A 22,961-nucleotide genomic window follows, 5' to 3' on the forward strand; every position below is an offset into this window, starting at 1 on the left:
AGGAGACGAGCCATGCTGCTCAGCGAAGACCACCGCGCGGTCCAGGACGCCGTCCGCGCCTACGTGCAGGACAACATCGCCCCGAAGGCGGCGCAATGGGACCGCGACTGCCACTTCCCGAAGGACGAGCTGAGCGGCCTCGCCGGGCTCGGCTGCTACGGCGTGGCCGTGCCCACCGAATGGGACGGTGCGGGGCTGGACTACCTGAGCCTCGCGCTCATCCTCGAAGAGATCGCGGCCGGCGACGGCGCGACGTCCACGGTGGTGAGCGTCAACAACTGCCCGGTGTGCAGCATCCTCATGGCCTGGGCCAACGACGCGCAGAAGGAGCAGTGGCTCAAGCCCCTGGCGCGCGGCGAGATGCTGGGCGCCTTCTGCCTCACCGAGCCGCACGTGGGCTCGCAGGCCGACGGCCTCAAGACCACCGCGGTGAAGGACGGCGACCACTACGTGCTCAATGGCGTCAAGCAGTTCATCACCAGCGGCAAGAACGGCGACGTGGCCATCGTGATGGCGGTGACCGACAAGGCCGCGGGCAAGAAGGGCATCAGCGCGTTCATCGTGCCGACGAAGGCGCCCGGCTACATCGTGGCTCGACTCGAAGACAAGATGGGCCAGCATGCGAGCGACACGGCGCAGATCCTGTTCGAGAACTGCCGCATTCCCGCAGCCAACCTGCTGGGCGAGGAAGGGCAGGGCCTGAAGATCGCGCTGTCGGGCCTGGAGGGTGGACGCATCGGCATCGCCGCGCAGAGCGTGGGCATGGCGCGCGCGGCCTTCGAGGCGGCGCTGCGCTACGCCAAGGAACGCGTCGCCTTTGGCCAGCCCATCTTCGAGCACCAGGCGGTGCAGTTCCGCCTGGGCGAGATGGCGATGAAGATCGAGGCGGCGCGGCAGTTGATCCACCACGCGGCGAGCCTGAAGGATGCCGGCCTGCCGTGCCTCAAGGAAGCCGCCATGGCCAAGCTCTTCGCCAGCGAGATGGCCGAGGTGGTGTGCAGCGCGGCCATCCAGATCCACGGCGGGTATGGCTACGTCACCGACTTCCCGGTCGAGCGCATCTACCGCGATGTGCGGGTGTGCCAGATCTATGAAGGCACGAGCGACGTGCAGAAGATCCTGATCGGCCGCGCGTTGGCGTGATCACGCGGTCGGCAGCAGCGCCAGCAGCTCCTGCGTCGACCGCACATGTCCCAGCCGCGGCATCACGTGGCTCATCGATGCACGGTGCGGCTCTTCCATCGCCGCGCTGCACACGTCCTCGGCAATGAAGAGCTGATACCCCCGCTCCCATGCCGCGCGCGCCGTGCCTTCCACGCCGATGTGCGTGACGATGCCGCCCAGGACGAGCGTGGTGATGCCGCGACGGCGCAGCTGCAGGTCCAGCTCGGTGCCGAAGAAGGCGTTCCACTGGCGCTTGGTGATGCGCAAGTCCTGGTCGAGCGTGGGCAGCCCTTCGGGATCGTCCCACCAGTGCGGCGGCAGGGCAGGGGGCATCGGCGCTGCCTGGTCGGTGCTCTGCTTCAGCGCATCCGCGAAGTCGCCATGCCAGCCGACCTTGACGCGCACCACCAAGGCCTTCAGCGCGTGGAAGCGTTCGGCCAGGGCGGCGGCATTGGCGAGCACGGCCGAGGCATCATGCGGCGCCCGGCCGAAGCCGAGGATGCCTTGTTGAAGATCGATGAGGACAAGCGCAGTGCGCGCGGGATCAGGCTTTAGCATGGCGATTCAATGTTCCCGGTTTCATGAGGATTGGCTCACAAATCTCATTTTATGAGGAATCCCTCGCAAAAGTCAGAATCAACCCCGACGGCCGAGCGGGCACCGCGCCGCCAGCGCGGGCATGCACGGGTGGAGGTGCTGCTCGCCGCCGCCGCCCAGGTGTTCGCCGACAGGGGCTACGACGCTGCCACCACCACCGAGATCGCGGCGGCAGCGCAGTCGTCCATCGGCTCGCTGTACCAGTTCTTCCCGACCAAGGAAAAGATCGCCCAGGCCGTGATCGGGCAGCAGGCGCAGGACCTCGCGCAGCAGCTCGATGCGATAGCCGAGGCCAGCCCGGGCTGGGACGTCCCCGAGCTGAGCCGGCGCCTGGTGCAGGCGCTGATCGAGTTCCGCGGCCGGCATCCGTCCTTCGCGCGGCTGATCGACACGCCGGGCGTGCCGGCCGAGCTGGTCATCGGCGTGCGGCAGTCCATGCGCCTGCAGCTTGCGCGCATCCTCGCGCCGCATGCGCCGGGCCTGGGCAAGGCGCGGCTCGCGGCCGTGGCGGCGGCGGTGCAGCAGGTGATGAAATCGGCCGTGGCGCTGAATGCGGATCCGGCCTTCGACAGCGCCGCGGCCGCCAAGGCCGCGCTGCAGGAGCTGCGCGACATGCTCACGGCCTATCTCCAGTCCACCTTGTCCTGAGAACACCACCATGACCAACGACACCGGTGCCCGCCTGCGGGCCGAATACGTGGGCGACGGCGGGTCGCACGCCGTCTTCTCCCGGAAGGTGGCCGCCTACGTGGCATCGCGCCCGGACTACCCGGCGGCGCTGTTTGATGCGCTTGAAGCATTCGGCGTGCTCGGCCGGTCCACCGTCGTTGCTGACATCGGCGCGGGCACGGGCCTGCTGACGCAAGCCCTGCTGCTGCGCGCGGCGACCGTCACCGCCATCGAGCCCAGCGACGAGATGCGCGCCGCCTGCGATGAAGCCCTGCGTGCGCAGGCCGGCTACCGCAGCCTCAACGGCACCGCCGAACACACCGGCCTGACCGACGGATGCGTCGACCTCATCACGGCCGCGCAGGCCTTTCACTGGTTCGACGTGGACGCCGCGCGCCGCGAATTCCTGCGGGTGCTGACACCGGGCGGACTGGTGGCCCTGGTGTGGAACGACCGCGTGCGCACCGATCCGCTGCACGTTGCGATGGACGAGGTGTTCGCCACCTACGGAGGTGCCAAGCGCGGCGCCATGCTGGCGCATGAAGACCGCAGCGATGTGCCGCGCTTCTTCGCAGGCGCCGCGGTGCGGGAGATCGACCTGCCGCACGAGCACCTGCTCGACCAGGCCGGCCTGCGTGCCCTGGCGTTCTCACGCTCTTACATGCCGCAGTCCGACAGCGACGCAGGCCAGGCCGCGGAGCGCGACATTGACGGCATCTTCGAGCGTTTCCAGCAGCGGGCCCAAGTGAACGTCCGATACCGCACCGTGGCTTTCGTGGGTCGCCCCGGCGCCGGCTGAGCCGCTTGGCATGCGGCCCCGGCGCGACTACCCTAGGCGCCATGAACGCCGCCATCGACTTCTACTTCGACTTCTCCTCGCCGTACTCCTACATCGCCTCCGAGTGGATCGAAGCGCTGGCCGCGCGCCATGGCCGCACGGTGAACTGGAAGGCCATCCTGCTGGGCGCGACCTTCCAGGCGGCCGAGTTGAAGTCGCCGGTCAGCTACCCGCTCAAGCGCGAGTATTCGCTGCATGACTTCGAGCGCTCGGCCCGTTTTGCCGGCGTGCCGCTGAAGAACCCCGAGAAGTTTCCCATTCCCACGCAGAACGCAGCGCGCGTGTTCTGGTGGCTGCATGACAAGCGCGATGCCACCGCCAGCCACTGGGCGCGCCACTGCCTGCGTGCCTACTTCGCGCGCGGCGTGGACCTGAGCGACCCTGATCGCCTGAAGGAATTGGCAGCCGAGTTCGGCCTCGACCCGCTGCAGGCCGAAGCCGTGTGGAGCGACGCCGAATGGAAGGCGAGGCTGAAGGCCGCGAACGACGCTGCCATTGCCGCCGGCGTGTTCGGCGCGCCGTTCTTCATGATCGACAACGAGCCCTTCTGGGGCAACGACCGCCGCGCGCAGATCGAGCGCTGGCTGGAGAAAGGACCGTTCTGATGAAGAAGTCCGCCAGGCAACTGGTCGAGGAAGCGCAGGCGCAGATCACCACGCACCCGGTGGCCAGGGCGCGTGAGTTGCACGGCCGCGCCGATGTGCAGTTCGTCGATGTGCGCGACGTGCGCGAACTGGAGCGCGAGGGCGTCATCCCCGGCGCCATCCACGCGCCGCGCGGGATGATCGAGTTCTGGTTCGACCCCGAGTCGCCGTACTTCCGCCCCGAGTTCGGGCAGGACAAGGAATACGTGCTCTTCTGCGCCCTGGGCTGGCGCTCGGCGCTCGCGGCCAAGACCCTGCAGGACATGGGCGTGCCGCGCGTGGCCGACATCGAAGGCGGCTTCACCGCCTGGAAAGAGTCCGGCGCACCGGTGGCGGAGAAGGCGGCGAAGAAGCCCAAGGCGGACGCGGGCTGACCCATGGAGCTGCTGCCCTTCCTGCGCACGCAGGTGCGTGCGAACCGCCTGGCCAACCATCGGCTGCACACGGCCATGGCGCCGCTGTCGCACGAGGAATTCCACGCGCCGCGCACCAGCTTCTTCCCGAGCCTGGCCGCGACGCTCAACCACATCCTGGCGGTGGACATCTACTACATCGCCGCACTCCACGGCGAGGCCGACATGGAGGCGCAGTGGGCGGCCTTCTTGCCTTGCGACACGGTGGATCAGCTCGCAGCGGCGCAGGCGCGCGCGGATGAGCGGTTCATCGCGCTGCTGGACCGCCTCGTGCCCGAACACCTGGACGAAATCATCGACCTGGACCGCGGCTCGCACGTGCAGCGCGAGCGCCGCGGCCACGTCATCGCGCACCTCGTCAACCACCAGGTTCACCACCGCGGGCAGGCGCATGCCATGCTGGCGGGCACGTCCATCCCCCCGCCGCAGCTCGACGAGTTCCTCCTGCCCAGCGAGGCGCATCTGCGCGCGGCAGACATGCAGGCGCTGGGCTGGGACGAACAGCGCCTGTTCGGCGCCTGATTCAAGCCGCCTTCTGAACCTTCACGCCGCCGCTGCGCAAGGCGGTCACGGTCTTTGCCGGTGTACCGGCCGGTACCACCACCAGCGATGCCGCCTTCATCGGCGCGATCACGAAGGCCGAGGCACTGAGCAGCTTCTCGCTGGACGCCAGCACCACCGTCTCGGCCGCGCGCTCGTGCAGCGCACGCTTCACGTCGGCCTCTTCCGCATCGCCCGTGCTCAAGCCCGCCTTGGGATGCACGCCGGTGGCGCCCATGAAGAACAGGTCGGCCCGCACGCGCGAGGCCGCCTCGATCACCGAGGCGCCGACGTTCACCATCGAATGCCGGAACAGCCGGCCGCCCAGCACGAGGATGTCGATGTGCCGGTGCGCCGCCAGCGCCACCGCCACGTTCGGGCTGTGCGTCACCACGGTCGCGCGCAGGTCGGCCGGCAGGTGATGCGCGACCTGCAAGGCCGTCGTGCCGCCGTCGAGGATCACCACCTGCCCCGGCTGGATGAGCCCCGCGCCGAAGCGCCCGAGCGCCTGCTTTTCCTGCGACGACACCTGCTCGCGCACCTGCAGGTCACCCACCGCCGCCGAGGCCGGCAGCGCGCCGCCATGCACGCGCTGCAGCTTTCCCTGCTGGGCCAGCTCGCGCAGGTCGCGGCGGATGGTGTCTTCCGAAGTGCCGAGCTCGTCGGCCAGGTCCTTGGCCACGATCTGGCCGTGCGAGGCGAGGCGATTGAGGATCAGCTGTTTGCGCTGTGCGGTGAGCATGAAGGGCGGAGGGTGTCTTGCGTGATCGGCGGACGGCATCTTATGATTGCACGAAACTGCACGTTTTTCAACGAAACCGCCTGACCACCATGCCACGCCCTCACCACCGCGAACAGCCACTGCCCGCCAGCGACCGCGTGCGCATCGTCGAGCAGCGCACCCTGGCCGACGACTGGTTCGTGCTCAAGAAGACGAGCTTCGACTACCGCCGCGACGACGGCCGCTGGCAGCTCCTGCATCGCGAGACCTACGACCGCGGCAACGGCGCCGCGCTGCTGCTGTTCAACCGCTCGCGCGGCACGGTGGTGCTGATCCGCCAGTTTCGCTTCCCGGCCTTCGCCAACGGCTGCGCCGACGGCATGCTGGTGGAAGCCTGCGCCGGGCTTCTGGACGATGACGACCCGCACGCCGCCATCCGCCGCGAGGCCCAGGAGGAAACGGGCTTCGCCGTGCGCGCCCCACGCAAGGTGTTCGAGGCGTACATGAGCCCCGGCTCCATCACCGAGAAGCTGCACTTCTTTGTGGCCGAGTACGACGAGGCCGACCGCGTGAGCGCAGGTGGCGGGGACGTGGCCGAGGGCGAGGACATCGAGGTGCTGGAAGTGCCGCTGGCGCAGGCGCTGCAGATGATCGCCAGCGGCGAGATCCAGGACGGCAAGACCATCATGCTGCTGCAGCATGCGGCGATCGTGGGATTGGAGCGGCTCGTCTAGGGTGAATCCTTCACGCGGCGGCGCGCTGCCGCGGGGCGCTCGCATCTATAGTCGGGACATGCCCGCCGCGCTGTCGCCGCGGGGGTCTTCGTCGAGCTGTCCATGACCCACGTTTCTCCTGCCGGCCGCATCCGACTTCTTGCTGCCGTCCTTGGCCTCGCCACCTGCTTCGCCACGGTCGCCGCGGACAAGGCCAAGCCGGCCCAACCAGCGGCCCGCTCCGTGGCCACCTCCACCGCCTTCAGCTACAGCGTCGAGCCCGCGCCGGCATGGGTGGTGCCTGCCAAGGAGAACCCCAACGCGGCCGTCACCGCGGCGCCCCTGCGCTACCGCGTGGTGGACGACCAGACGCGCATCGAAGGCAGCACTGCCCACATGTACAGCCACGTCGTGCGCGTGGTGGGCGACACCGCGGGCCTGAGCCAGGCCTCGCAGATCGAGATCGAGTTCGACCCCAGCTACCAGACGCTGGCGCTGCACCACGTGGACATCGTGCGCGAGGGCAGGCGCAGCACGCGGCTGGACCGCAAGCGCATCCAGCTCCTGCAGCGCGAGACACAGCTGGAGCGCCGCATCTACGACGGCCGCGTCACCGCCTCGATGGTGCTGGACGACGTGCGCGTGGGCGACCAGGTGGACTTCGCCTATTCCATCCGCGGCCTGAACCCGGTGTTCGGTGGCCGCTTCGTGAGCATGGAATGGATGATCTCGCACCGTGGGCCGGCCGCGCTCTACCAGTACCGGCTGCTCGCGCCGGAGTCGCGCAAGATCCAGCACCGCACGATGTCGCCGGAGATCCAGGTCTCGTCCAAGGTGGATCGCGGGATGCGCGAGACGGTTTTCCGCCGCGAGGCCGTGCCGCAGTTCCATGCCGACCCCGGCTCGCCCTATGGCGTGGTGCTGAAACAGGAAGTCCAGTTCAGCGAGTTCGACGACTGGGCCGACGTGGCGCGCTGGGGCCTGGCGCTGTTCACGCCCTCGCTGGAAGGCGGCGCGGCGGTCGAACGCAAGGCCGCGGAGATCAAGGCCGCGAGCGGCGACCCGCAGCAGCAGCTGCTGGCTGCGCTGCGCTTCGTGCAGGCCGACGTGCGCTACTTCGGCACCGAGATCGGCCTGAACAGCCACAAGCCCGCGCTGCCCGACAAGGTCATCGAGCAGCGCTTCGGCGACTGCAAGGACAAGGTCTCACTGCTTGTGGCCTTGCTGCGCAAGCTGGACATCGCTGCCCAGCCCGTGCTCGTGTCCACCCTCATGCGCGGCCACGTGGACGAGGTGATCGCCAGCCCCCTGGCCTTCGACCACGTCATCGCCCGCGTGGACCTGCAAGGCCGGACCTACTACCTCGACGCCACGCGCGGCCACCAGAGCGGCACGCTGGACAAGCGACAGTCGGCCGGCCTGGAGAAGGGCCTGCTCGTTGCGAGCGGCACGCAGTCGATCACCACGCTGCCCAGCGTGGTGGAGCAGCAGCGCATGTCGGTGCACGACATCTTCCGCGTGAAGCGCTTCGCCGACGGCGCATCGCTGGAGGCACGCATCACCTACCGCGGCGACCTGGCCGAGTCCATGCGCGAATCGCTGGCCACGCGCAACGTCTCGGAGATCCAGACGCAGCTGGGCACGGCCTACGCGCGGGCCTACCCCAAGCTCGCCACCGAGGCGCCCATGGAGGTGTTGCGTTCGGACACCGACGATGCCGTGACCTTCGTGCTGCACTTCGCCATCCCCGAGTTCTGGCGCTTCCCGGAGCAGCGCGCGCTGGTGGGCGACATCGTGCACTGGAGCGTGATCGAAGCCTTGCGCTTCCCGAACGACACGCAGCGCCGCGACCCGTTCTCCATTGCGTTTCCCGGCCGCTTCACCCACGTGAGCACGGTGGAGTTCGGCGATGACGTCTACGCCACGCCCAGCACGCAGACCATGAACGATGGCGACAGCCACTTCAACCTGCGCAACACCGCCGAGATCGGCGCGCGCCGCAGCGAATACACGAGCGAGCTGCGCGTGATGGCCGACCAGGTCGACCCGCGCGACTGGCCGGCCTACACCACGCTGGTGGGCAAGATGGGGCCGCGCGTGGGCGTGAGCGTGTCGTCGCCCGCGCTGCCGCTGGCGGCCGTCGAAGACCTGCGCCGCGAGCTGCGCGACATCGACGAGCAGGTGCGCAGCCAGAAGCTCAAGCCCAAGACCCAGACGCAGTTCCAATCGATGGTCAAGGCCCGGGTGCTCAGCGCCCAGCTCGATGCCGGCCGCCTGGCCCCCAACCTCAAGGCACAGGCGCTGACGGCGCGCGGCATCCAGTACGACAACCTGGGCCGCTACGCAGAGGCGGCGCAGGACTTCAAGCTCGCGCTCGAACTCGCGCCCGACGTGCCCGAGACGCTCAACGGTGCGGCGGTGAATGCACTTCAGCTCAAGGACTACGCCGTGGTGATGACACTCACCGGCAAGGTACTGGCACGCAACCCGAGCGACACCGAGGCACGCAACACCCGCGCGGTGGCGGCCTACTTCAACCGCGACTACGCGGCCGCCATGAACGACTTCGACGAACTGCTGAAGGACCGCGCGCAGGTCCGCCGTGGCTATCCGCTGGTGTGGCTGGCACTGGCCTCGCGCAGCGGCGGCATCGAGATGCCCAAGGGCAGCGAGGCCATTCCCGACGAACAGCTGCCTTCCGAATGGCCGCGCCCGCTGGTGGACTGGGCGCGCGGCAAGGCGAGCGTGGACGCGGTCATCGCGTCCGCGAAGGCAGGCGGCTCAGCGGCCGAACGCTTGTGCGAAGCCTACTTCTACATCGGCGAGCGCTACCTGGCCGAAGGTGACACCGCACGGGCGCGCGAGTTCTTCCAGAAGTCGGTGGACCAGGGCGTCACGGAATTCATCGAGGACGGGTCCTCACGCCTGCGGCTGGCGAGCCTGAAGCGCTAGGGCCTTCAGGCCACATCACGGAGACCCTGCTGGCAGCGTGCAATCCCCTAGATACAACCTGCCAGCCGTTGCGATGCCCCCTCGTTGTGCGATACCTTCGCGGCAGCAGTTCCCGTGCTTCATTGTCGAAAACACACCCAGGGAGACGGCCATGACCCACCACCTTCGCCAGCTGCCGCACTGATCCGGAGCCTTCGGCGCATCGCCGCTGCTTCGGTCCATCCTCTCGCCGCACTGTTCGCCATGCTGCGACTGCACTTGTTCGGCGCGGTGTCGTTCAGCCTGGATGCTGGCGACACCGGCACCGCGGACCTGCCCACGCACGTGAGCGGGCGTCCGGGGTGCCTGCTGGCCTACCTGGCGCTGGCCCGCGGCCGGTATTTCAGCCGCAGCGACCTGATGTCGGTGCTGTGGTCCGACCCTGCCGAAACCGTGGGCATGGGCACCTTCAACACCGTGCTGTGGCGGCTGCGCAAGCTGATCGAGCGCCCGCCCATGCCGTCGGGCTCGCTCATCGCCTGCGACCGGCGCGGTGCGGTGGGTCTGCATCCGCAGGCGCCCATCCAGCTGGACGTGGATGCCTTCGCGCAGAGCGTGCTGCCGGTGCTGGCCAAACCCCTGGAGCGGATGGGTGAATCCGACGTGGAGGCGCTGCGCCAGGGCATCGACCTCTACACCGCGGACATCCTCACCGACCTGGGCGACGAGTGGGCCTTGCGCGAGCGCGAGAAGCACCGCCGCCACTACCTCAATGCGCTGGGCCGGATGATGCAGGTCTGCACGCTGGCCGGCGACTTCGGCTCGGCCATCCGCTACGCGCAGGCCATCCTCGACCGCGATGTCTTGCGCGAGGACGTGCACCGCGAGCTGATGCGCCTGTTCCTGCGCAGCGGGCAGCGTGCGCTGGCGCTGCGGCAATTCGAGCGCTGCCGTGCAGCGCTGCGCCAGGAGCTGGCCATCCAGCCGATGGCGGAGACGCTCGCGCTGTACCAGAGCATCGCCAACGATGCCGTCAGCCTGGAGTCCGGCCTGCCCATGCTGCCGGGGGCGGGCATGGTGCCGACGTTGTCCGCGCTGCTGGAGCCTGCCGCGCCGCGCACGGCCATGTCGGCGCGCGAGCTCATCGAGTCGGCGCGCCAGCATCTGGCGCGTGCCGATGCGCAGTTGCAGCTGAGCCTGCCATTTCTCTAAGCACCCCGCTCTGAGCACTCCGCTCTGAGCACTCGGTTCCCCCAAAGGCCTTGCGCAACGCATGCCGGGCGGCTGCCGCATGACCGCGGCTTCATCACGCCCATCACATGGGCATCACACGGCCAGGCGCTCGTGTGATGCCCATGTGATGCATGCGTGATGCCGGGGTGACGCCTCGCGCGCAGACTGGCCTGCATCCACCGTCGTCAGGGGGTTGCGCTCCATGTCACTGCTGGAAGACCACAGCGCTTCGTTCATCGTGCGGATCTGGCGCGAGCGGGGCGAAGGTCAGGCGGTGTCGCAGGAGTGGCGAGGCTCCATCGAGCACGTGCAATCCGGCCGACGGTCATTCTTCAGGGACCTGAGTGCGATCGCCAGTTTCATGAAACCGCATCTCGAACAACTGGGCATTGAAGCGCCGCTGCGCTTCTGGGACCTCATGACGCCCGAGCTGTTCGATGCGGCCGACGACGCCGCGCCGCCGCGTGCCGCCGAGCCCGTGCCGGCCCCGGCCGCGCGGAACGGCAGACGCAAGCGCTGAACCACGAGTGCAGGAGAAGGCCATGCCCCTCATCCGAGTGAACCGCGAATCCGTCGATGACCGCTTCAGCGTGCTGGGCTTCACCGTGCGCACCGAAAGCCCGCTGTTCGAAGTGGGCATCGCGACCGATCCGGCGCTGTTCCGCAGCGAGAACCGCGCACGCCGCACGCGCGGCAACTTCTACTCCAGCCGCAGCACCGGCGCCTTGCGCGCTCGCCGCGGCGAAGCCGTCTACCTCGTGCCGCCGGACGTGCTGGCCAACTTCGTGGGCCAGCAGCGGCTTTATTTCGGCATGGCCACCTACCGCGAGAACAGCGGCGGCGTGCCCGACTGGGTGCAGTCGCCCACCGACGGCCACATGTACGTGGACCTGAGCGGGCTCACCGAGCGTGGCCTGCGGCGCGTGGCCGGCCGCCCTGGCGGCAGTGGGGCCTATGGCGCTGCCAATGGCCATGACCCCAGCCTGGATTGGGGTGGCGATGCACAGCCTCCATCAGCACAGCCTGTGCAGGACGCAGCGCCCGTGGCCAAGGCGGGTGTCGCCGCGCGGACCGTGAACGGCAAAGGCAGCCCGGTGGCGGCCAACGGCAAGCCAGCCGCACCGGCTGCGAACACGCCGTATGACGACGGCTTCGGCGACTTTCCGGCACACCAACCCGAACCCGCTGCGTCGGCACCCAAGCCTGCACCGGCCACATCCGCCCCGGCCGCGGCCGCGCAAAGCCTCGGCCGCTCGGCCTATTCACGTGCACAGGAAATCATCCAGCCCTTCTACGACCCGGCGGACCCCAGCTCTGCATTGACCTGCCAGGCCAATGCCTTCAGCGGATCGCGCGAGGGATGGTTTGCCGGCGTGCCCAACACGCGCATCTTCCCGCACTCGGCCATCTGCCTGCTGGAGATGAAGGACAGCTCCGGCGCGGTGTCGGGCTACGGCACGGGCTTCTACATCGGCGCCAACCGCATCCTCACCTGCGGGCACAACCTGAGCGGCGCGGCCAGCGTGGACGTGATCCCCGCCTGCAACGACACCAGCGAACCCTATGGCCGCTTCAACGTCACCTCGTCGAGCTGGCGCAGCCCGGCCAGCTACGACGGCGGCGGCGACTACGACCTCGCGGTCATTGACAACGTGCCAACCGCCGCGCCGGGCGGCCGCTGGTTCGACGAACTGGAAGAGCTCAACCAGTCGCGACCCGAAGGCGTGGTGGTGTGCGGCTATTCGCGCAAGTCCGACCGCGTGCCCGAGCTCACGCAGGCCATGAACGGCCGCATGCAGCACTTGCATGCCGGCTACATCGCGCAACTGCGCGGCGAGGTGTTCGACTACCCCATCCTCACGCTGCACCGCGCCAGCGGCTCGCCGGTGTACTACCTGAGCGACAAGGACGGCACGATGAAGGCCTACGTCGTGGGTGTGCACATCAGCGGCGAGATCGCGGCGACGCAGGAACTCAACACCGGCTGCCGGCTCACGGAGGCCAAGATCGGGTGGATCCTGAACCGCCCGGGCTCGCAGGCGCTGGCCGTGGCGCAGCCCCGCGTGCCTGGTCGGGCGAAGGCCACGCAGGCACGCGCACTCATCATCGGCCCCGAGGATGTGCAGCAGGCGCAACGCTATGCGCCGCAATGGGCGGACCTCTTCAACTGGAGCGTGCCCGACTGGATCCCGGGCTACCTCGCCGGACGCGACATGAGCGTGCAGCGCATTGCCGATGCGGCGGGGGCGCTCAACCTCGACCGCTACGAGGTGCGCATCACCAGCGTGCCCAGCGGCCACACCGATGTGTCGCTGCTCGAGTACGTGCGCACGCACCTCAACGACTTCCTGGACACGGACAACAGCGAGTTCATTCCCTACACCGTCGGCGATGACGACGTGAAGTGGACCTCGGCCTCGCCGGTGGGCACCGTGTTCAAGATCGACATCATCGGACCGGACAACGCCGCTGTCGTGGCGAGCATGGTGGAAGAGCACCGCTGGCGCTTCACGACCATCCACACGACCTGGTCGGGCGACCACCCGGTGAGCGGGCATCGCGAATTCGGCGTGCGCACCAATGCCGATGGCACCGTGGTGGTCTACACCCGCGGCGCCGACCGTGCCACCGACGGCCTGGGCGAGAGCATCGCCTTCTTCGGCGCCGACCACCTGTGGCGCAGCTTCCAGCGCAAGCTCACCGACTGGGTCACCGCCAACGGCGGCAGCGCGAATGCGCCCGAGCCGTTCAGCCAGCGCTTCCATCCGGCCGTGGTCGACATCCTCTACGGCCACGGCACGGTGGCGCAGTCGCTCGCGGCCGAGTGCTACTCCATCCACTGGGACACCGTGCCCTACTACGCGCAACAGACCGATGCGTCGTGCTGGGCCGCGGCCGCGGCGATGGTGGTGGCCTGGCGCGACGGCATCACCTTGTCGGACGCCGACATCGCCGCCAAGGTGCCCGCGCTGGATGCCTACCGCAACGGGCTGTGGCCGTCCGACCGGCACATGCTGTCGGACGTGTGGAACCTGGTGCCCGAACCGCCCGCCTGCTACACCGTGGACGCCTGGCGCAACATGCTGGAGAGTTACGGCCCGCTCTACCTCGACATGACCAACAGCGCCGGCACCGGCGGCCATGCCTGGGTGCTGGTCGGCATGACCAGCGACGGCGCGGAAGACGGCTCCGACACCGTGATGTACCTGCACAACCCGACCGCCAGCCGGGGCAAGGTGAAGTGGAACTTCCAGGACTTCCAGGGCCTGTACGAAGGCCGCGTCGCCACCGAAGGGGCCACGCTCGAATACCAGATCATGCATTCGGCGTCGATTCCCTCCGGCCGGCGGCCGGTCACGGCAGCGCCGTTCTCGCTGGGGCTGGCGAGCGACATCCAGCCCGTCGCGCGCCGTCCTGCGCCGCGCAAGATCACGCCGCCACAAACTGCGCAGCGGGTCCGCGCGCAATCGCTGAGCACCGAGACCATCGACTATCCGGTGCAGCTCGTGCCGCAGCCCGACAAGCTGTCCTGCTGGGCCGCGTCGATGACCATGCTGCTGTCGTTCCGCCGGCAGGCCTCGTACACCCCGGAGTCGCTGGCCAACGAAGTCGGTGGCTCGCTGATGAGCAGCTACGGCTGGGACCTGCTGCAGGCCGTGCGCGACCGCTACGGTTTCGTCGCGATCGACGTGCCGTCCAATGCCAGCCTGTACTTCTCGCCATCGCAATGGGCGCAGTGGCTGCGCGAGCTCGGCCCCTTGTGGGTGGTCATCGTTGGCATGCCGCATGCGGTGGTCGTCAGCGGCCTGCGCGGCAACACCGACGATGCCAGCGCCTGCGAGGTCAAGCTGCTCAACCCCTGGGACACGCGCGTCACCTTCGACGACGATGCCGTGGCCTTCCATCCCGCCAACAATGGCTACGCGGACTGGCTGCCGTTCCAGCAGTTCGCTTCGGACTTCGGCAACATGGCCGAGGCCGACTACGGCAACTGGCGCGTGCTGCACCTGCCCGCGCAGGCGGCGAAGGCGCAGGGCTTGTCGACCACCACGAGATCGCATCGTGCCGCCAGTGCACGAGCCGCCTCGGCCTACTTCGCCGCACCGCCGCGGCCTGTGCGCGCCTTGGCGCTGGATGCGACGGCGCCTGACGAGCCGATCGAGCCCTCGCGCGTGCCGGGCACCACCATGCACCGCCAACGCGGCAACCGTGGCCGCGTGACCTGGGTGCTCGACCAGCTGGACGGCGTGAAGCTGCCCGACCCGGCCGCCGCCATGGTGCCTGCGCTGCTGCCCACCACCATCGAGCTGAACCAATGGCCTTGTGCCGGACACGATGCCGTGCCGCTGCCGCTGACCGTGCGTTTCGATGCCGGCGGCGGTGCGGTGGGCAATGTGCGCATCACCGCCGGCACGCCGGGCGATGTGCCCTACGAGGTGAGCGTCACCGCGACCATCGAGGATGACGCGCCGCTGCCCGGCACCAACTCGCCGCAGGCTGCGCTGCGCGTGACGGTGGACTACGACTTCAGCGGCACGCCCAATGGCGAGGCATCGGCGCGGGTGAGGCTGCGCCTGGCAGGCAACGGCCGCTACGACCTCGACAGCGCCTGGCAGTGACACACCGGAAACGGCCATGACGCAGCGCCCGCGCGGCTCCATCTTCCCGCCCCAGCTCAACGGCGGCGCGCGGGTGCGTGCACTGGCCGAGCCGGCGACAGCGGCACCGACGACGGCACCAGCGCCGGCACCTGCACCGAAGCCGCCGGCCACCGAATCGCTGGCGCAGCGCACGGGCGCGCTGGTCAACGAGATCGACTTCCCCGGCTTCGTGGCCGGGCTGGTGCATGGCACCTTCGACGCCATCGTGGATGCGTCGATCCGCCAGATGGAGAGCTACTCCAGCCTGGTGTCGGCGGTGGCCAAGACGGTGGACCAGTTCACCGAAGAGAACGTCAGCCCCAACCAGGCGCGCGACTGGCTGGCCCAGCGCTACCCCGGCGAGGTGCGCGTGGCGCCGCCCACGGCCGAACAGCCCGCACCGGTGCTGGTGCCCGTGGCCGAAGGACTCACACCGGCCTGGCTGGCCGATTACGGCATCGACGGCGAGGAACTCACCAGCGAGCTGCTGGAAGAGCGTGTGCTGCCGCAGGTGCGCACCCATGTGGGCTCGGAGCGGCAGCAACTGCTGGCCACGATGGTGATGCTGGGCATGAACCGCGTCGCGGTACGCGATGGTTCCATCACCGCCAAGGTGATGTTCCGCGCCAGCGCCAACGACTCGGCCAAGGTGGGCTATGCCACCGGCAGCGACCCCAAGAGCGTGGCCGACTGGGGCGAGCGCGGCAGCCTGACCTACAGCGGCGGCAGCTCGACCATGGTGTCCACGCTGGGCGTCAACGCGCAGAGCGACACCAGCCTGCGGGCCGACCTCTTCGGCGAGGTCAAGCTCAACTTCGTGAGCGAGACGCTGCCGCTGGACAAGCTGGCCGATGCCGCCAAGATCGCGCTGGTGCAGCGCAACGCCGCCGTGGCAAGGCCCGCGCCCGCACCGGCCTTGCCGGCACCGGCACCGGCACCGGCCGCGCCCGCCGCGCCGGCCACCGGTCCTGCAGGAGGCGCGTGATGCTGCGTGACCTCTGCACCGTACTCGAAGATCTGCACCAGGGCTTGCTGGCAGCAGCCGGCCAGGCCGGCAACGCTGTGCGCATTGCCCAGGCCGAGATGACCTTGCCGATGGACTGCGCGCTCGTTCTGCAAGGTGGCGGCTGCGTGCTGCGCGCGGACGTGGCGCGCAATGCGGCCGACACGGACTGGCTGCCATCGCGCTCACGCCTGGTCGTGCATTGGGGCGAGATGCCCACGGAGGTGTTCTCATGAACGCCGCGCTGCCGCCGCTGGTGCAGGAGTCGGGCGTGCCCTTCGACGTCTTCATCCAGTCGCTCACCGAGCAGCTGGACAAGGCACAGGCGGCCATGGCGCTGAAGGCCCGCGTGGCCAAGCTGCCGCTGACCTTCGCGGTCAAGGACATCTCGCTGGACCTGCGGGCCTTCGTGCAGATGGTGGACGACGACGTGTACGTGCGCCCTGCCGGCCCCGGCGACTCCGAGGCCAGCACCATCCGGTTGGCGCTCACCACCATCACGCGGTCGATGGTCGAGGAGAACGCGGTGGACTTCAAGGCCGAGGAGCCGCAGTTCTCGTTGCGCGAGGCCTTGCAGGGCCGGATGAGCGACGAAGACCAGCGCCGCCTGGAGCGCATCGGCGTGCGCACCGTGGAGCAGCTCACCGAGTTGCGCAAGACCGCCGGTGCCGACGTGGTGGCGCGGCTCGCGCGCATGCCGGTGAACCGGCTGCAGCAGGCACTGCTGAATGCGGCCGCGCCGCGCGTCACGCAGGTGGAGCCGGCGCCGCCGGGCGGCTCCGCGGGCGCGCGGGTGCACCTGCAGGCACCGGGCCTGCGCGCCGGGCGAATCCCCTTCGTGCGCGCGGCCGGCCAGGACGTGCCGGTGGTCGAGGCGCACGACGGCCGCCTCGTGCTCGCGCCGCACGCCATGCAGCTCGGCGTCGATGCGGAGATCGACTTCGGCGACGGCGAGGTGGCGCACGTGCCGCTGACGCAAGGACGCATCGGCCGCTGGGCCGGTGAAGCGAAGGCGGAGGGCATCGCGTGAACACCTTCCGTCCCGCCATGCCCCGCGTGCCGCGCCGCCTCGTGCTGACGCTGCGCCTGGGCGAACTGCCCGACCACCTGCCCAGCCTGCGTGAGGTGCGGCGCGAAGGCGTGGCGATGGCCACGCGCATCGACGGCGGGCCCATCGACCGGCTGCTGTCCCACCACGGCGGCGGTGCGCGGGCACTGCGCCTGCACAGTGCCCGCGTCACGCGGCTGCAGCGTCCCGGCGTGCCGGGTGCGCGCCGCTTCGACGATGTTGAGCAGCTCAGCGGCGTCGCGCGCGTGCTGCGGGTCGAGGTGGCGCACGACGAGGCATTGCCTTCGCTGGTGAAGGCGCTGGCCCAGGTGACGCAGGTCGAGCATGTGGCGCCCGACTGGGTCTGCACCACGCCCTTCGATGCGCGCCGTGCGGTGTCTTCGCCACCGCTCGACCCCGCTGCCGCGCGCCGCCCGCGCGCCCTGATGCGGCTGCCGCAGGCGCTGGCTTTGCAACGCGGCGACCCCTCGGTGGTGATCGGCCTCGTGGACACGGGCGTGGCCAAGGGCCATGCCGAACTCGCGCGGCGCATGCGGCGCGGCTTCGACACGGTGGACCTCGATGCCGCCACCCTGGGCGACCTCACGCTGGTCGGCGACAACGCATCGCGCGACGAGGACCCGGACGATGAGGTGGGCCACGGCTCTGCCTGCGCCGGCATCCTGCGCGCCAATGGCAATGGCATGCCCGGCGGCGGCGCCGGCCTGTGCGGCCTCACGCCGGTGCGCGTGCTGGGCGCGGCGCTGCAAGGCGGACGCCGCGTGGGCGTGGGCGCGCTGGCCAACATCGACGCCGGCATGAAGCGGATCATCGACCTGGGCGTGCAGGTCATCAACATGAGCTTCGGCACGCCCGAGTCCTCGCTCAACGCCGACGACCCGCGCCCGCACACCGAGGTGGTGCGCTACGCCATCGCGCGCGGCGTGCTGCTGGTGGCCGCCAGCGGCAACTCCGGCGCGGTGGAGCGCTACTACCCGGCCGCGCATGACGACGTGATCGCCGTGGGTGCGGTGGACGACACGCTGCGGCCGTGCTCCTTCAGCACGCGCGGCGAGCACGTGGACCTGTGCGCCCCCGGCCTGGACATCTGGACCTGCGGCCTGCAGGGCTACACCTGCGTGAGTGGCACCAGCTTCGCCGCGCCCTTCGTCGCCGCGGCCTGCGCGCTGCTCGTCGCGCATGCCGAGTCGCGCGCCTGGCCGCTGGACCCGCACACCGCCCGCGAGATCCTCGTGGACAGCGCACGACCCTTCGATTCGACCCGGGACACCGAGGGCTGCGGCGCCGGTGTGCTCGATGTCCATGCCGCATTGACGCTGCTGGATCGACGCATCGATGCGGCACTCGACTCTTGAGAAAGGAAGACCGCCATGGCCACCACGCGCAACCAGAAGAACGCCAGCACAGCACGCAAGGCCAACGGCCGCAGCCGCGCGGCGCGCAAGACCACCACCGCAGCGGCCGATGCCGACGCGGACTCGACCAACTTCGATGACAACCCCGACGCATCGGCGTCCAAGGCCACCCGCCGTCCAGGAGACCGCACCATGAACCGCACCCTGTTGATCGATCTGAGCCAGCGCGAGCTTCAGGAGCGTGCTCGCCTGAAGACCCGGCGCGACCGGCTCGAAGCCGTCAAGCGCACCGAGGATTCCAGCGGCGGCCTGAGCGCCGAGCAGGAGGCCGAACTCGAGCGCATCAAGGCCGCGCTCGACAGCGACCTGCCGGTGGATCCGTTCTACCAGGCCGTGGCCGCCGCGCTGCGCCGCCGCACCTGGAACCAACTGGCCGGTTCACGCGACCACGTGCTCGAACACGGCCTCTTCGGCTCCCAGCAAATGGACCCGGTGCAAGGCGGCCTGGGCAACCATGAGCAGGAGATCGCCTTCGTCTGCGGACTGCTGGAGGTGGACAACTTCACCGTGCCCACCGCGCCGGGTTTCATCAAGAAGGTGAGCGAGGCGCAGGGCGAGTTCCGCCAGAACGAGGCGCTGTTCGACATTGCCTATGAAACCTTCCGGCGCAGCTTCGTGGTCACGGTGCAAAGCCAGATCGACTCCGGCATGGTCGACGCCGACATCATCGGCTGCATCTCGCCCGGCGGGCCCATCAACCAGGACCCGGACGACGACAGCAAGCCCTACCGCCGCGACACCAAGGGCCAGCTGCGCGACCTTGACGAGGGCGAGGCGTGGATCCCGGCGGCGACCGACAAGGTGAACGTGCTCTCGGCGCGCAACATCGCCGCGGTGGTGCGCAAGCTCGCCGGCGACGGCGTGACCGCCGACGACGCCTGGATCCGCAGCCGCCTGGAAAGCACCTACAACCAGCAGACCGGCGTGACCTCCGGCGGCTCCCCGTCGGCCGTCGAGATCATGCTGCCCGACCTCGAAGAGGCGGTGGACATCGAGATCGTGACGGAGAACCTGCATGCGGTGCAGGCCATCTACTTCACCTACCAGCTCGAAGAGATGCGCCTGTTCCAGGTGGTGGAGCGCGTGGTGGACCTCTTCCGCCAGGGCCTGCTGCCGCTGGGCAAGGGCTTCGTGGGCGACTACCTCTTCAACTACTACAAGAAGGCGGCCGAGCGCATCACCGAGGGCGAGCGGCGCGACCTGTACATGCGTGCATTCGGCGCGCCGGGCGGCAACCCGTCGAGCGAACCCAACCGCGACTTCAACGAGCTGTGGCTGCGCTTCGTGTCGGCCGTCTCCAGCTTCGCGCGCCAGCTCACGGTGGAGCGCATGCTGCGCAACGCCGTGCCCATGGCGGTGTCGCAGGAGCAGGTGCGCAAGGCCGGCCGCGACCTGGGCGCCAACCTCTCGCGCAACGGCTACGGCATCGCCTACTTCGCGGCCACCGAGATGCAGCAGACCATCCTGGAGTTCCGCGACGTGCTGCAGAACGCCGAGCTGCGCAACGCCTTCGGTGCGCGCGACATGTGGCAGGTGATCGACCAGGTCAACGTGAACTACCTGGGCGGCGCACGCAACACGCACCGCTACCGCACGCAAAGCCGCGCCGGCGCGGTGGTCATCCGCTGGATCGCCAACAACGTGCAGCGCCTGGCCAACGTGGGCGGACCGGTGATCTATGTCGAGCAGATCATCAACCCGCAGCTGCGCGCCGCCGGCGGCAGCAGCAACCCGACGGTGGACCCGACCGACTGGGACCTCGTCAACGCCTGCGAGCAGTGGCTCGCGGTGGGCGGGGTGCAGGACCAGAGCATCGAGCAGTACTCGCAGCCCATCGAGGCGCCGACCATGACCAGCAGGCCCATCGAGATCCCGCAGGTGGCGCGCGACATGCTGAGCGGCCTGGGCGTGGGCCTGAACGGCAGCGGCGTGGCCGGCGGCATCAGCATGCCCGGCCTGTGAACCGGAGACCACCATGCGATACGTCGACCCTCCCAAGCGCCCGATGGCCACGCATGTGAAGCAGTCGCTGTCGCATGCCTCGCAGGCCCTGGGCGTGCGCGATCCGCTGCCCATCATGGGCTCGCTGATCGACCGCACCTTCTCGCGGCCCGACGACGACGCCTCCTACGCCGACAACCGCCTCACGCCGGGCGCCGTGCCCTTCGAGCCCTCGTTCTCGGAAGCCGAGCCCGACACGCTGCGCTTCACCATCGAGCCGCTGGGCCCGGGCGCCTCGCCGGTGGCACGGCGCGATGAGGCCACGCGCGAGATGCGCCGGCTCATCGCGCCGCTGTTCGGCCGCGATGCGCTGCACTGGTTCGACTCGCGCAGCGAGGAGTGGCGCGGCATGAGCGGGCTGGGCTGGATGTCGTACGGCGCCTGGTTCGGCAGCGCCTTCGACGAGGACGGCCTGTACGCGGCCAAGATCTACTACGAACTCTCGCCCTCGCAGATCGATGCGCTCTCGCCCGGTCTCTCGCGGCTCACGCGGCAGGTGATGGCGGAGATGCCGGGGCTCATGCCCATCTTCACGTCCATCGGCTGCAAGCGCGACACCGGCAGCCAGCGCGTGACCTTCATGCACCGCGGGCCGCTGGTGCTGGCCGCGCTCGGGCCGCTGATGAATCGCCTGGGCATCGGGCACCAGTTGCCCAGCCTGATGCGCATCGTCGGCGTGGCGCTCGGCGGGCGCTTCGAGCTGCCGCCGGGTGGCGTGCTGGTCGGCCTGCGCGACACGCCCGAGGGCGTGGAGATGAAGCTCGAAGTGCTGCTGGCCGCGTTGCCGGATTTGCCCGGCCGCTTCCTGGACCTGCTGCGCCTGGGCCTGGCCGAACGGCCGCGCCAGGTAGCCGCGCTGGAGCGCTGGCTCTCGGCCTTCGGCGTGGACGATGCCAATGAGCAGGGCCACTTCTCCGTCCTGTCGGTGCGCGTGACACCCCGCTCGCAGGCACGCATCAGCCTGTACGTGCGGCCCATCGAGTTCGAGATGCGCGACACGCTGGACGAAACACGCGAGTCCATGTGAGGAGCACGCCATGCCTGCCTCGGTCTTTCCGTCCTCGGCCGTGCGACGGCCCGCCCCGCCGCCGGCCGCTGGCAACAAGCCTGCGGCCAGCCGCGAAACCGTGGAGGCGGCGCGCCACGCGGTGCGCGGCCTGCTGCAGCGCAGCCAGGCCTTCAACGCACTGCCGGAGGACAAGCGCCGCCAGCTTGCACACGACCTGGTGCAGATCGGCAGCTACCTGGCGGAGCCCGACGGGCAGCGCCTGAAGCGGCAAAGCCCGCAGGTGCGCGCGCTGGCGGGCGACCCCAAGCCGCAGCAGTTCGGCCAGGCCACCAAGGCCGGGGTCGAGAACATGGTGAACCTGATCCAGGGGGTGAACTTCCCCGGCTTCGTCTCGGGGCTGATCCAGGGCGTGTTCCATTCCATCGTGGACAGCTCCATCCAGCAGATGGAGGCCTACGCCAAGCTGGTGGCCGATGTCTCCAAGAGCCTGAACCAGTTCCGCGACGACAACACCACCGACAACCAGGGCCGCGACCACCTGGTCGACCAGTTCCCCGACCTGTTCCAGCTGAGCACCGGCGGCGATGACGCGTTCGGCGACTTCGGCGGCGACGGCAACGCGCCGCCGCAGCCGCGCGTGACGCTGCGCGAAGACGTGGACGAGGGCAGTGCCATCGACCGGCTGAACCGCTCGCTGCCGCTGGACAAGCCGCTCACCAGCCTGGACGACGACGTGGTCGAGGCCGTGCTCGTGCCGGCCGCGCGCACCACCATCGCCACCGGCCGGCAGCAACTGCTGGCGACGATGGTGATGATGGGCATCAACCGCATCGTGGTCACCGACGGCAAGATTTCGGCGAAGGTGGTGTTCGACTTCCGCGCCAGCGACAACCGCAAGTACGCCTTCAGCGCCACCCGCTTCGACCACGAGAAGGACGCCTCGGGCAACCTGCAGATGACCAACACCTACTCGGGCGACTACGAGGGCAAGAGCGAGGGCGGCAGCTACAGCAAGAGCGACGACTCCGAGGAGCGGCGCGACGGCAGCTACTACGCCAAGGGCAGCTACAAGTATTCGCAGCAGCCGGTGGTCAAGCTCATGAGCACGCAAAAGCTGATGGACGACTCGCAGCTGCAGACCAAGGCCTCGCTCACCGGCTCGGTGGAGGTGAACTTCAAGAGCGACTACCTGCCGCTGGAGAAGATGGCCAACCCGGAGAACATTGCCGCCATCCAGATGAACGCCCAGCCCGGCATGGTGAAGAACCTGGCCGCGCGGCCCCAGGCCGCCGCGGGCGCGCCTGCGCCGGCTCCTGCTGCGGCAGCCACCCCCGCGCCGGCTCCCGCGGCCGCGCGCTGAG

At 69.3% G+C, this 22,961-nt stretch carries 20 protein-coding genes; 18 read left to right on the plus strand and 2 right to left on the minus strand.

The window, feature by feature from the left end:
- The first annotated feature begins 12 nt into the window (after positions 1 to 12).
- A complete protein-coding gene (locus tag DZC73_RS18060; protein WP_124541767.1) occupies positions 13 to 1,143 on the plus strand; it encodes an acyl-CoA dehydrogenase family protein in 1,131 nt (376 codons plus the stop codon).
- On the opposite strand, the gene DZC73_RS18065 is transcribed toward DZC73_RS18060, so the two are convergent.
- Positions 1,144 to 1,722: a hydrolase gene (locus DZC73_RS18065; RefSeq protein WP_124541768.1), complete on the minus strand. Its 579-nt coding sequence runs from the start codon at positions 1,720 to 1,722 to the stop codon at positions 1,144 to 1,146. It abuts the gene before it with no gap.
- 129 nt (positions 1,723 to 1,851) lie between these two features.
- Here DZC73_RS18065 and DZC73_RS29755 point away from each other — a divergent pair, with 129 nt between their 5' ends.
- Genes DZC73_RS29755 through DZC73_RS18090 form a run of 5 tightly spaced genes read left to right on the plus strand, consistent with a single transcriptional unit; the run spans position 1,852 to position 4,847 of the window.
- Positions 1,852 to 2,409, plus strand: coding sequence for a TetR/AcrR family transcriptional regulator (locus tag DZC73_RS29755; RefSeq protein ID WP_198414889.1), 558 nt, complete (start codon positions 1,852 to 1,854; stop codon positions 2,407 to 2,409).
- Between the two features lie 10 nt (positions 2,410 to 2,419).
- Positions 2,420 to 3,229: a class I SAM-dependent methyltransferase gene (locus tag DZC73_RS18075; RefSeq protein ID WP_161974635.1), complete on the plus strand. Its 810-nt coding sequence runs from the start codon at positions 2,420 to 2,422 to the stop codon at positions 3,227 to 3,229.
- A 41-nt stretch (positions 3,230 to 3,270) separates the two neighbouring features.
- The gene (locus DZC73_RS18080; protein ID WP_124541770.1) at positions 3,271 to 3,873 is read left to right on the plus strand and encodes a 2-hydroxychromene-2-carboxylate isomerase; all 603 of its coding nucleotides are present in this window, start codon (positions 3,271 to 3,273) and stop codon (positions 3,871 to 3,873) included.
- Positions 3,873 to 4,286 carry a rhodanese-like domain-containing protein gene (locus DZC73_RS18085; protein WP_124541771.1) on the plus strand — a complete coding sequence of 138 codons (414 nt, stop codon included), beginning with the start codon at positions 3,873 to 3,875 and terminating at the stop codon, positions 4,284 to 4,286. Before DZC73_RS18080 ends, DZC73_RS18085 begins: the two co-directional genes overlap by 1 nt.
- 3 nt (positions 4,287 to 4,289) lie before the next feature.
- Positions 4,290 to 4,847 (plus strand): DinB family protein, encoded by a 558-nt coding sequence (locus DZC73_RS18090; protein ID WP_124541772.1) that lies wholly within the window; start codon positions 4,290 to 4,292, stop codon positions 4,845 to 4,847.
- Position 4,848: 1 nt separating this feature from the next.
- Here DZC73_RS18090 and DZC73_RS18095 read toward each other — a convergent pair whose 3' ends face one another.
- Positions 4,849 to 5,607: a DeoR/GlpR family DNA-binding transcription regulator gene (locus tag DZC73_RS18095; protein ID WP_124541773.1), complete on the minus strand. Its 759-nt coding sequence runs from the start codon at positions 5,605 to 5,607 to the stop codon at positions 4,849 to 4,851.
- 89 nt (positions 5,608 to 5,696) lie between these two features.
- On the opposite strand from DZC73_RS18095, the gene DZC73_RS18100 reads away from it, so the two are divergent.
- From DZC73_RS18100 to DZC73_RS18155, 12 genes are all read left to right on the plus strand, one after another.
- Entirely contained in the window at positions 5,697 to 6,320 is a 624-nt protein-coding gene (locus DZC73_RS18100) for an NUDIX domain-containing protein (RefSeq protein ID WP_124541774.1), read from the plus strand.
- 102 nt (positions 6,321 to 6,422) lie between these two features.
- Positions 6,423 to 9,251: a DUF3857 domain-containing protein gene (locus DZC73_RS18105; RefSeq protein WP_124541775.1), complete on the plus strand. Its 2,829-nt coding sequence runs from the start codon at positions 6,423 to 6,425 to the stop codon at positions 9,249 to 9,251.
- A 243-nt stretch (positions 9,252 to 9,494) separates the two neighbouring features.
- Positions 9,495 to 10,442: an AfsR/SARP family transcriptional regulator gene (locus DZC73_RS18110; protein ID WP_124541776.1), complete on the plus strand. Its 948-nt coding sequence runs from the start codon at positions 9,495 to 9,497 to the stop codon at positions 10,440 to 10,442.
- A 223-nt stretch (positions 10,443 to 10,665) separates the two neighbouring features.
- On the plus strand, positions 10,666 to 10,983 hold the full coding sequence (locus DZC73_RS18115) for a hypothetical protein (protein ID WP_124541777.1): 318 nt from the start codon (positions 10,666 to 10,668) through the stop codon (positions 10,981 to 10,983).
- Between the two features lie 22 nt (positions 10,984 to 11,005).
- Positions 11,006 to 15,082, plus strand: a complete 4,077-nt coding sequence (locus DZC73_RS18120; RefSeq protein WP_124541778.1) for a papain-like cysteine protease family protein — start codon at positions 11,006 to 11,008, stop codon at positions 15,080 to 15,082.
- A 16-nt stretch (positions 15,083 to 15,098) separates the two neighbouring features.
- Complete coding sequence (locus DZC73_RS18125; RefSeq protein WP_124541779.1) at positions 15,099 to 16,088, plus strand: hypothetical protein; 990 nt, start codon at positions 15,099 to 15,101, stop codon at positions 16,086 to 16,088.
- A complete protein-coding gene (locus DZC73_RS18130; protein ID WP_124541780.1) occupies positions 16,088 to 16,342 on the plus strand; it encodes a hypothetical protein in 255 nt (84 codons plus the stop codon). The genes DZC73_RS18125 and DZC73_RS18130 overlap by 1 nt, the downstream gene beginning before the upstream one ends.
- Positions 16,339 to 17,136 (plus strand): hypothetical protein, encoded by a 798-nt coding sequence (locus tag DZC73_RS18135; RefSeq protein WP_124541781.1) that lies wholly within the window; start codon positions 16,339 to 16,341, stop codon positions 17,134 to 17,136. The genes DZC73_RS18130 and DZC73_RS18135 overlap by 4 nt, the downstream gene beginning before the upstream one ends.
- Positions 17,133 to 18,530: a S8 family peptidase gene (locus tag DZC73_RS18140; RefSeq protein WP_198414890.1), complete on the plus strand. Its 1,398-nt coding sequence runs from the start codon at positions 17,133 to 17,135 to the stop codon at positions 18,528 to 18,530. The genes DZC73_RS18135 and DZC73_RS18140 overlap by 4 nt, the downstream gene beginning before the upstream one ends.
- Before the next feature lie 15 nt (positions 18,531 to 18,545).
- Positions 18,546 to 20,552 carry a hypothetical protein gene (locus DZC73_RS18145; protein ID WP_124541782.1) on the plus strand — a complete coding sequence of 669 codons (2,007 nt, stop codon included), beginning with the start codon at positions 18,546 to 18,548 and terminating at the stop codon, positions 20,550 to 20,552.
- A 13-nt stretch (positions 20,553 to 20,565) separates the two neighbouring features.
- Positions 20,566 to 21,618 carry a hypothetical protein gene (locus DZC73_RS18150; RefSeq protein WP_124541783.1) on the plus strand — a complete coding sequence of 351 codons (1,053 nt, stop codon included), beginning with the start codon at positions 20,566 to 20,568 and terminating at the stop codon, positions 21,616 to 21,618.
- A gap of 10 nt (positions 21,619 to 21,628) precedes the next feature.
- Complete coding sequence (locus DZC73_RS18155; protein ID WP_124541784.1) at positions 21,629 to 22,960, plus strand: hypothetical protein; 1,332 nt, start codon at positions 21,629 to 21,631, stop codon at positions 22,958 to 22,960.
- The last annotated feature ends 1 nt before the right edge of the window (position 22,961 follow it).

It is taken from the genome of Rhizobacter terrae, assembly GCF_003852895.1.
Taxonomy (GTDB): domain Bacteria; phylum Pseudomonadota; class Gammaproteobacteria; order Burkholderiales; family Burkholderiaceae_C; genus Albitalea; species Albitalea terrae.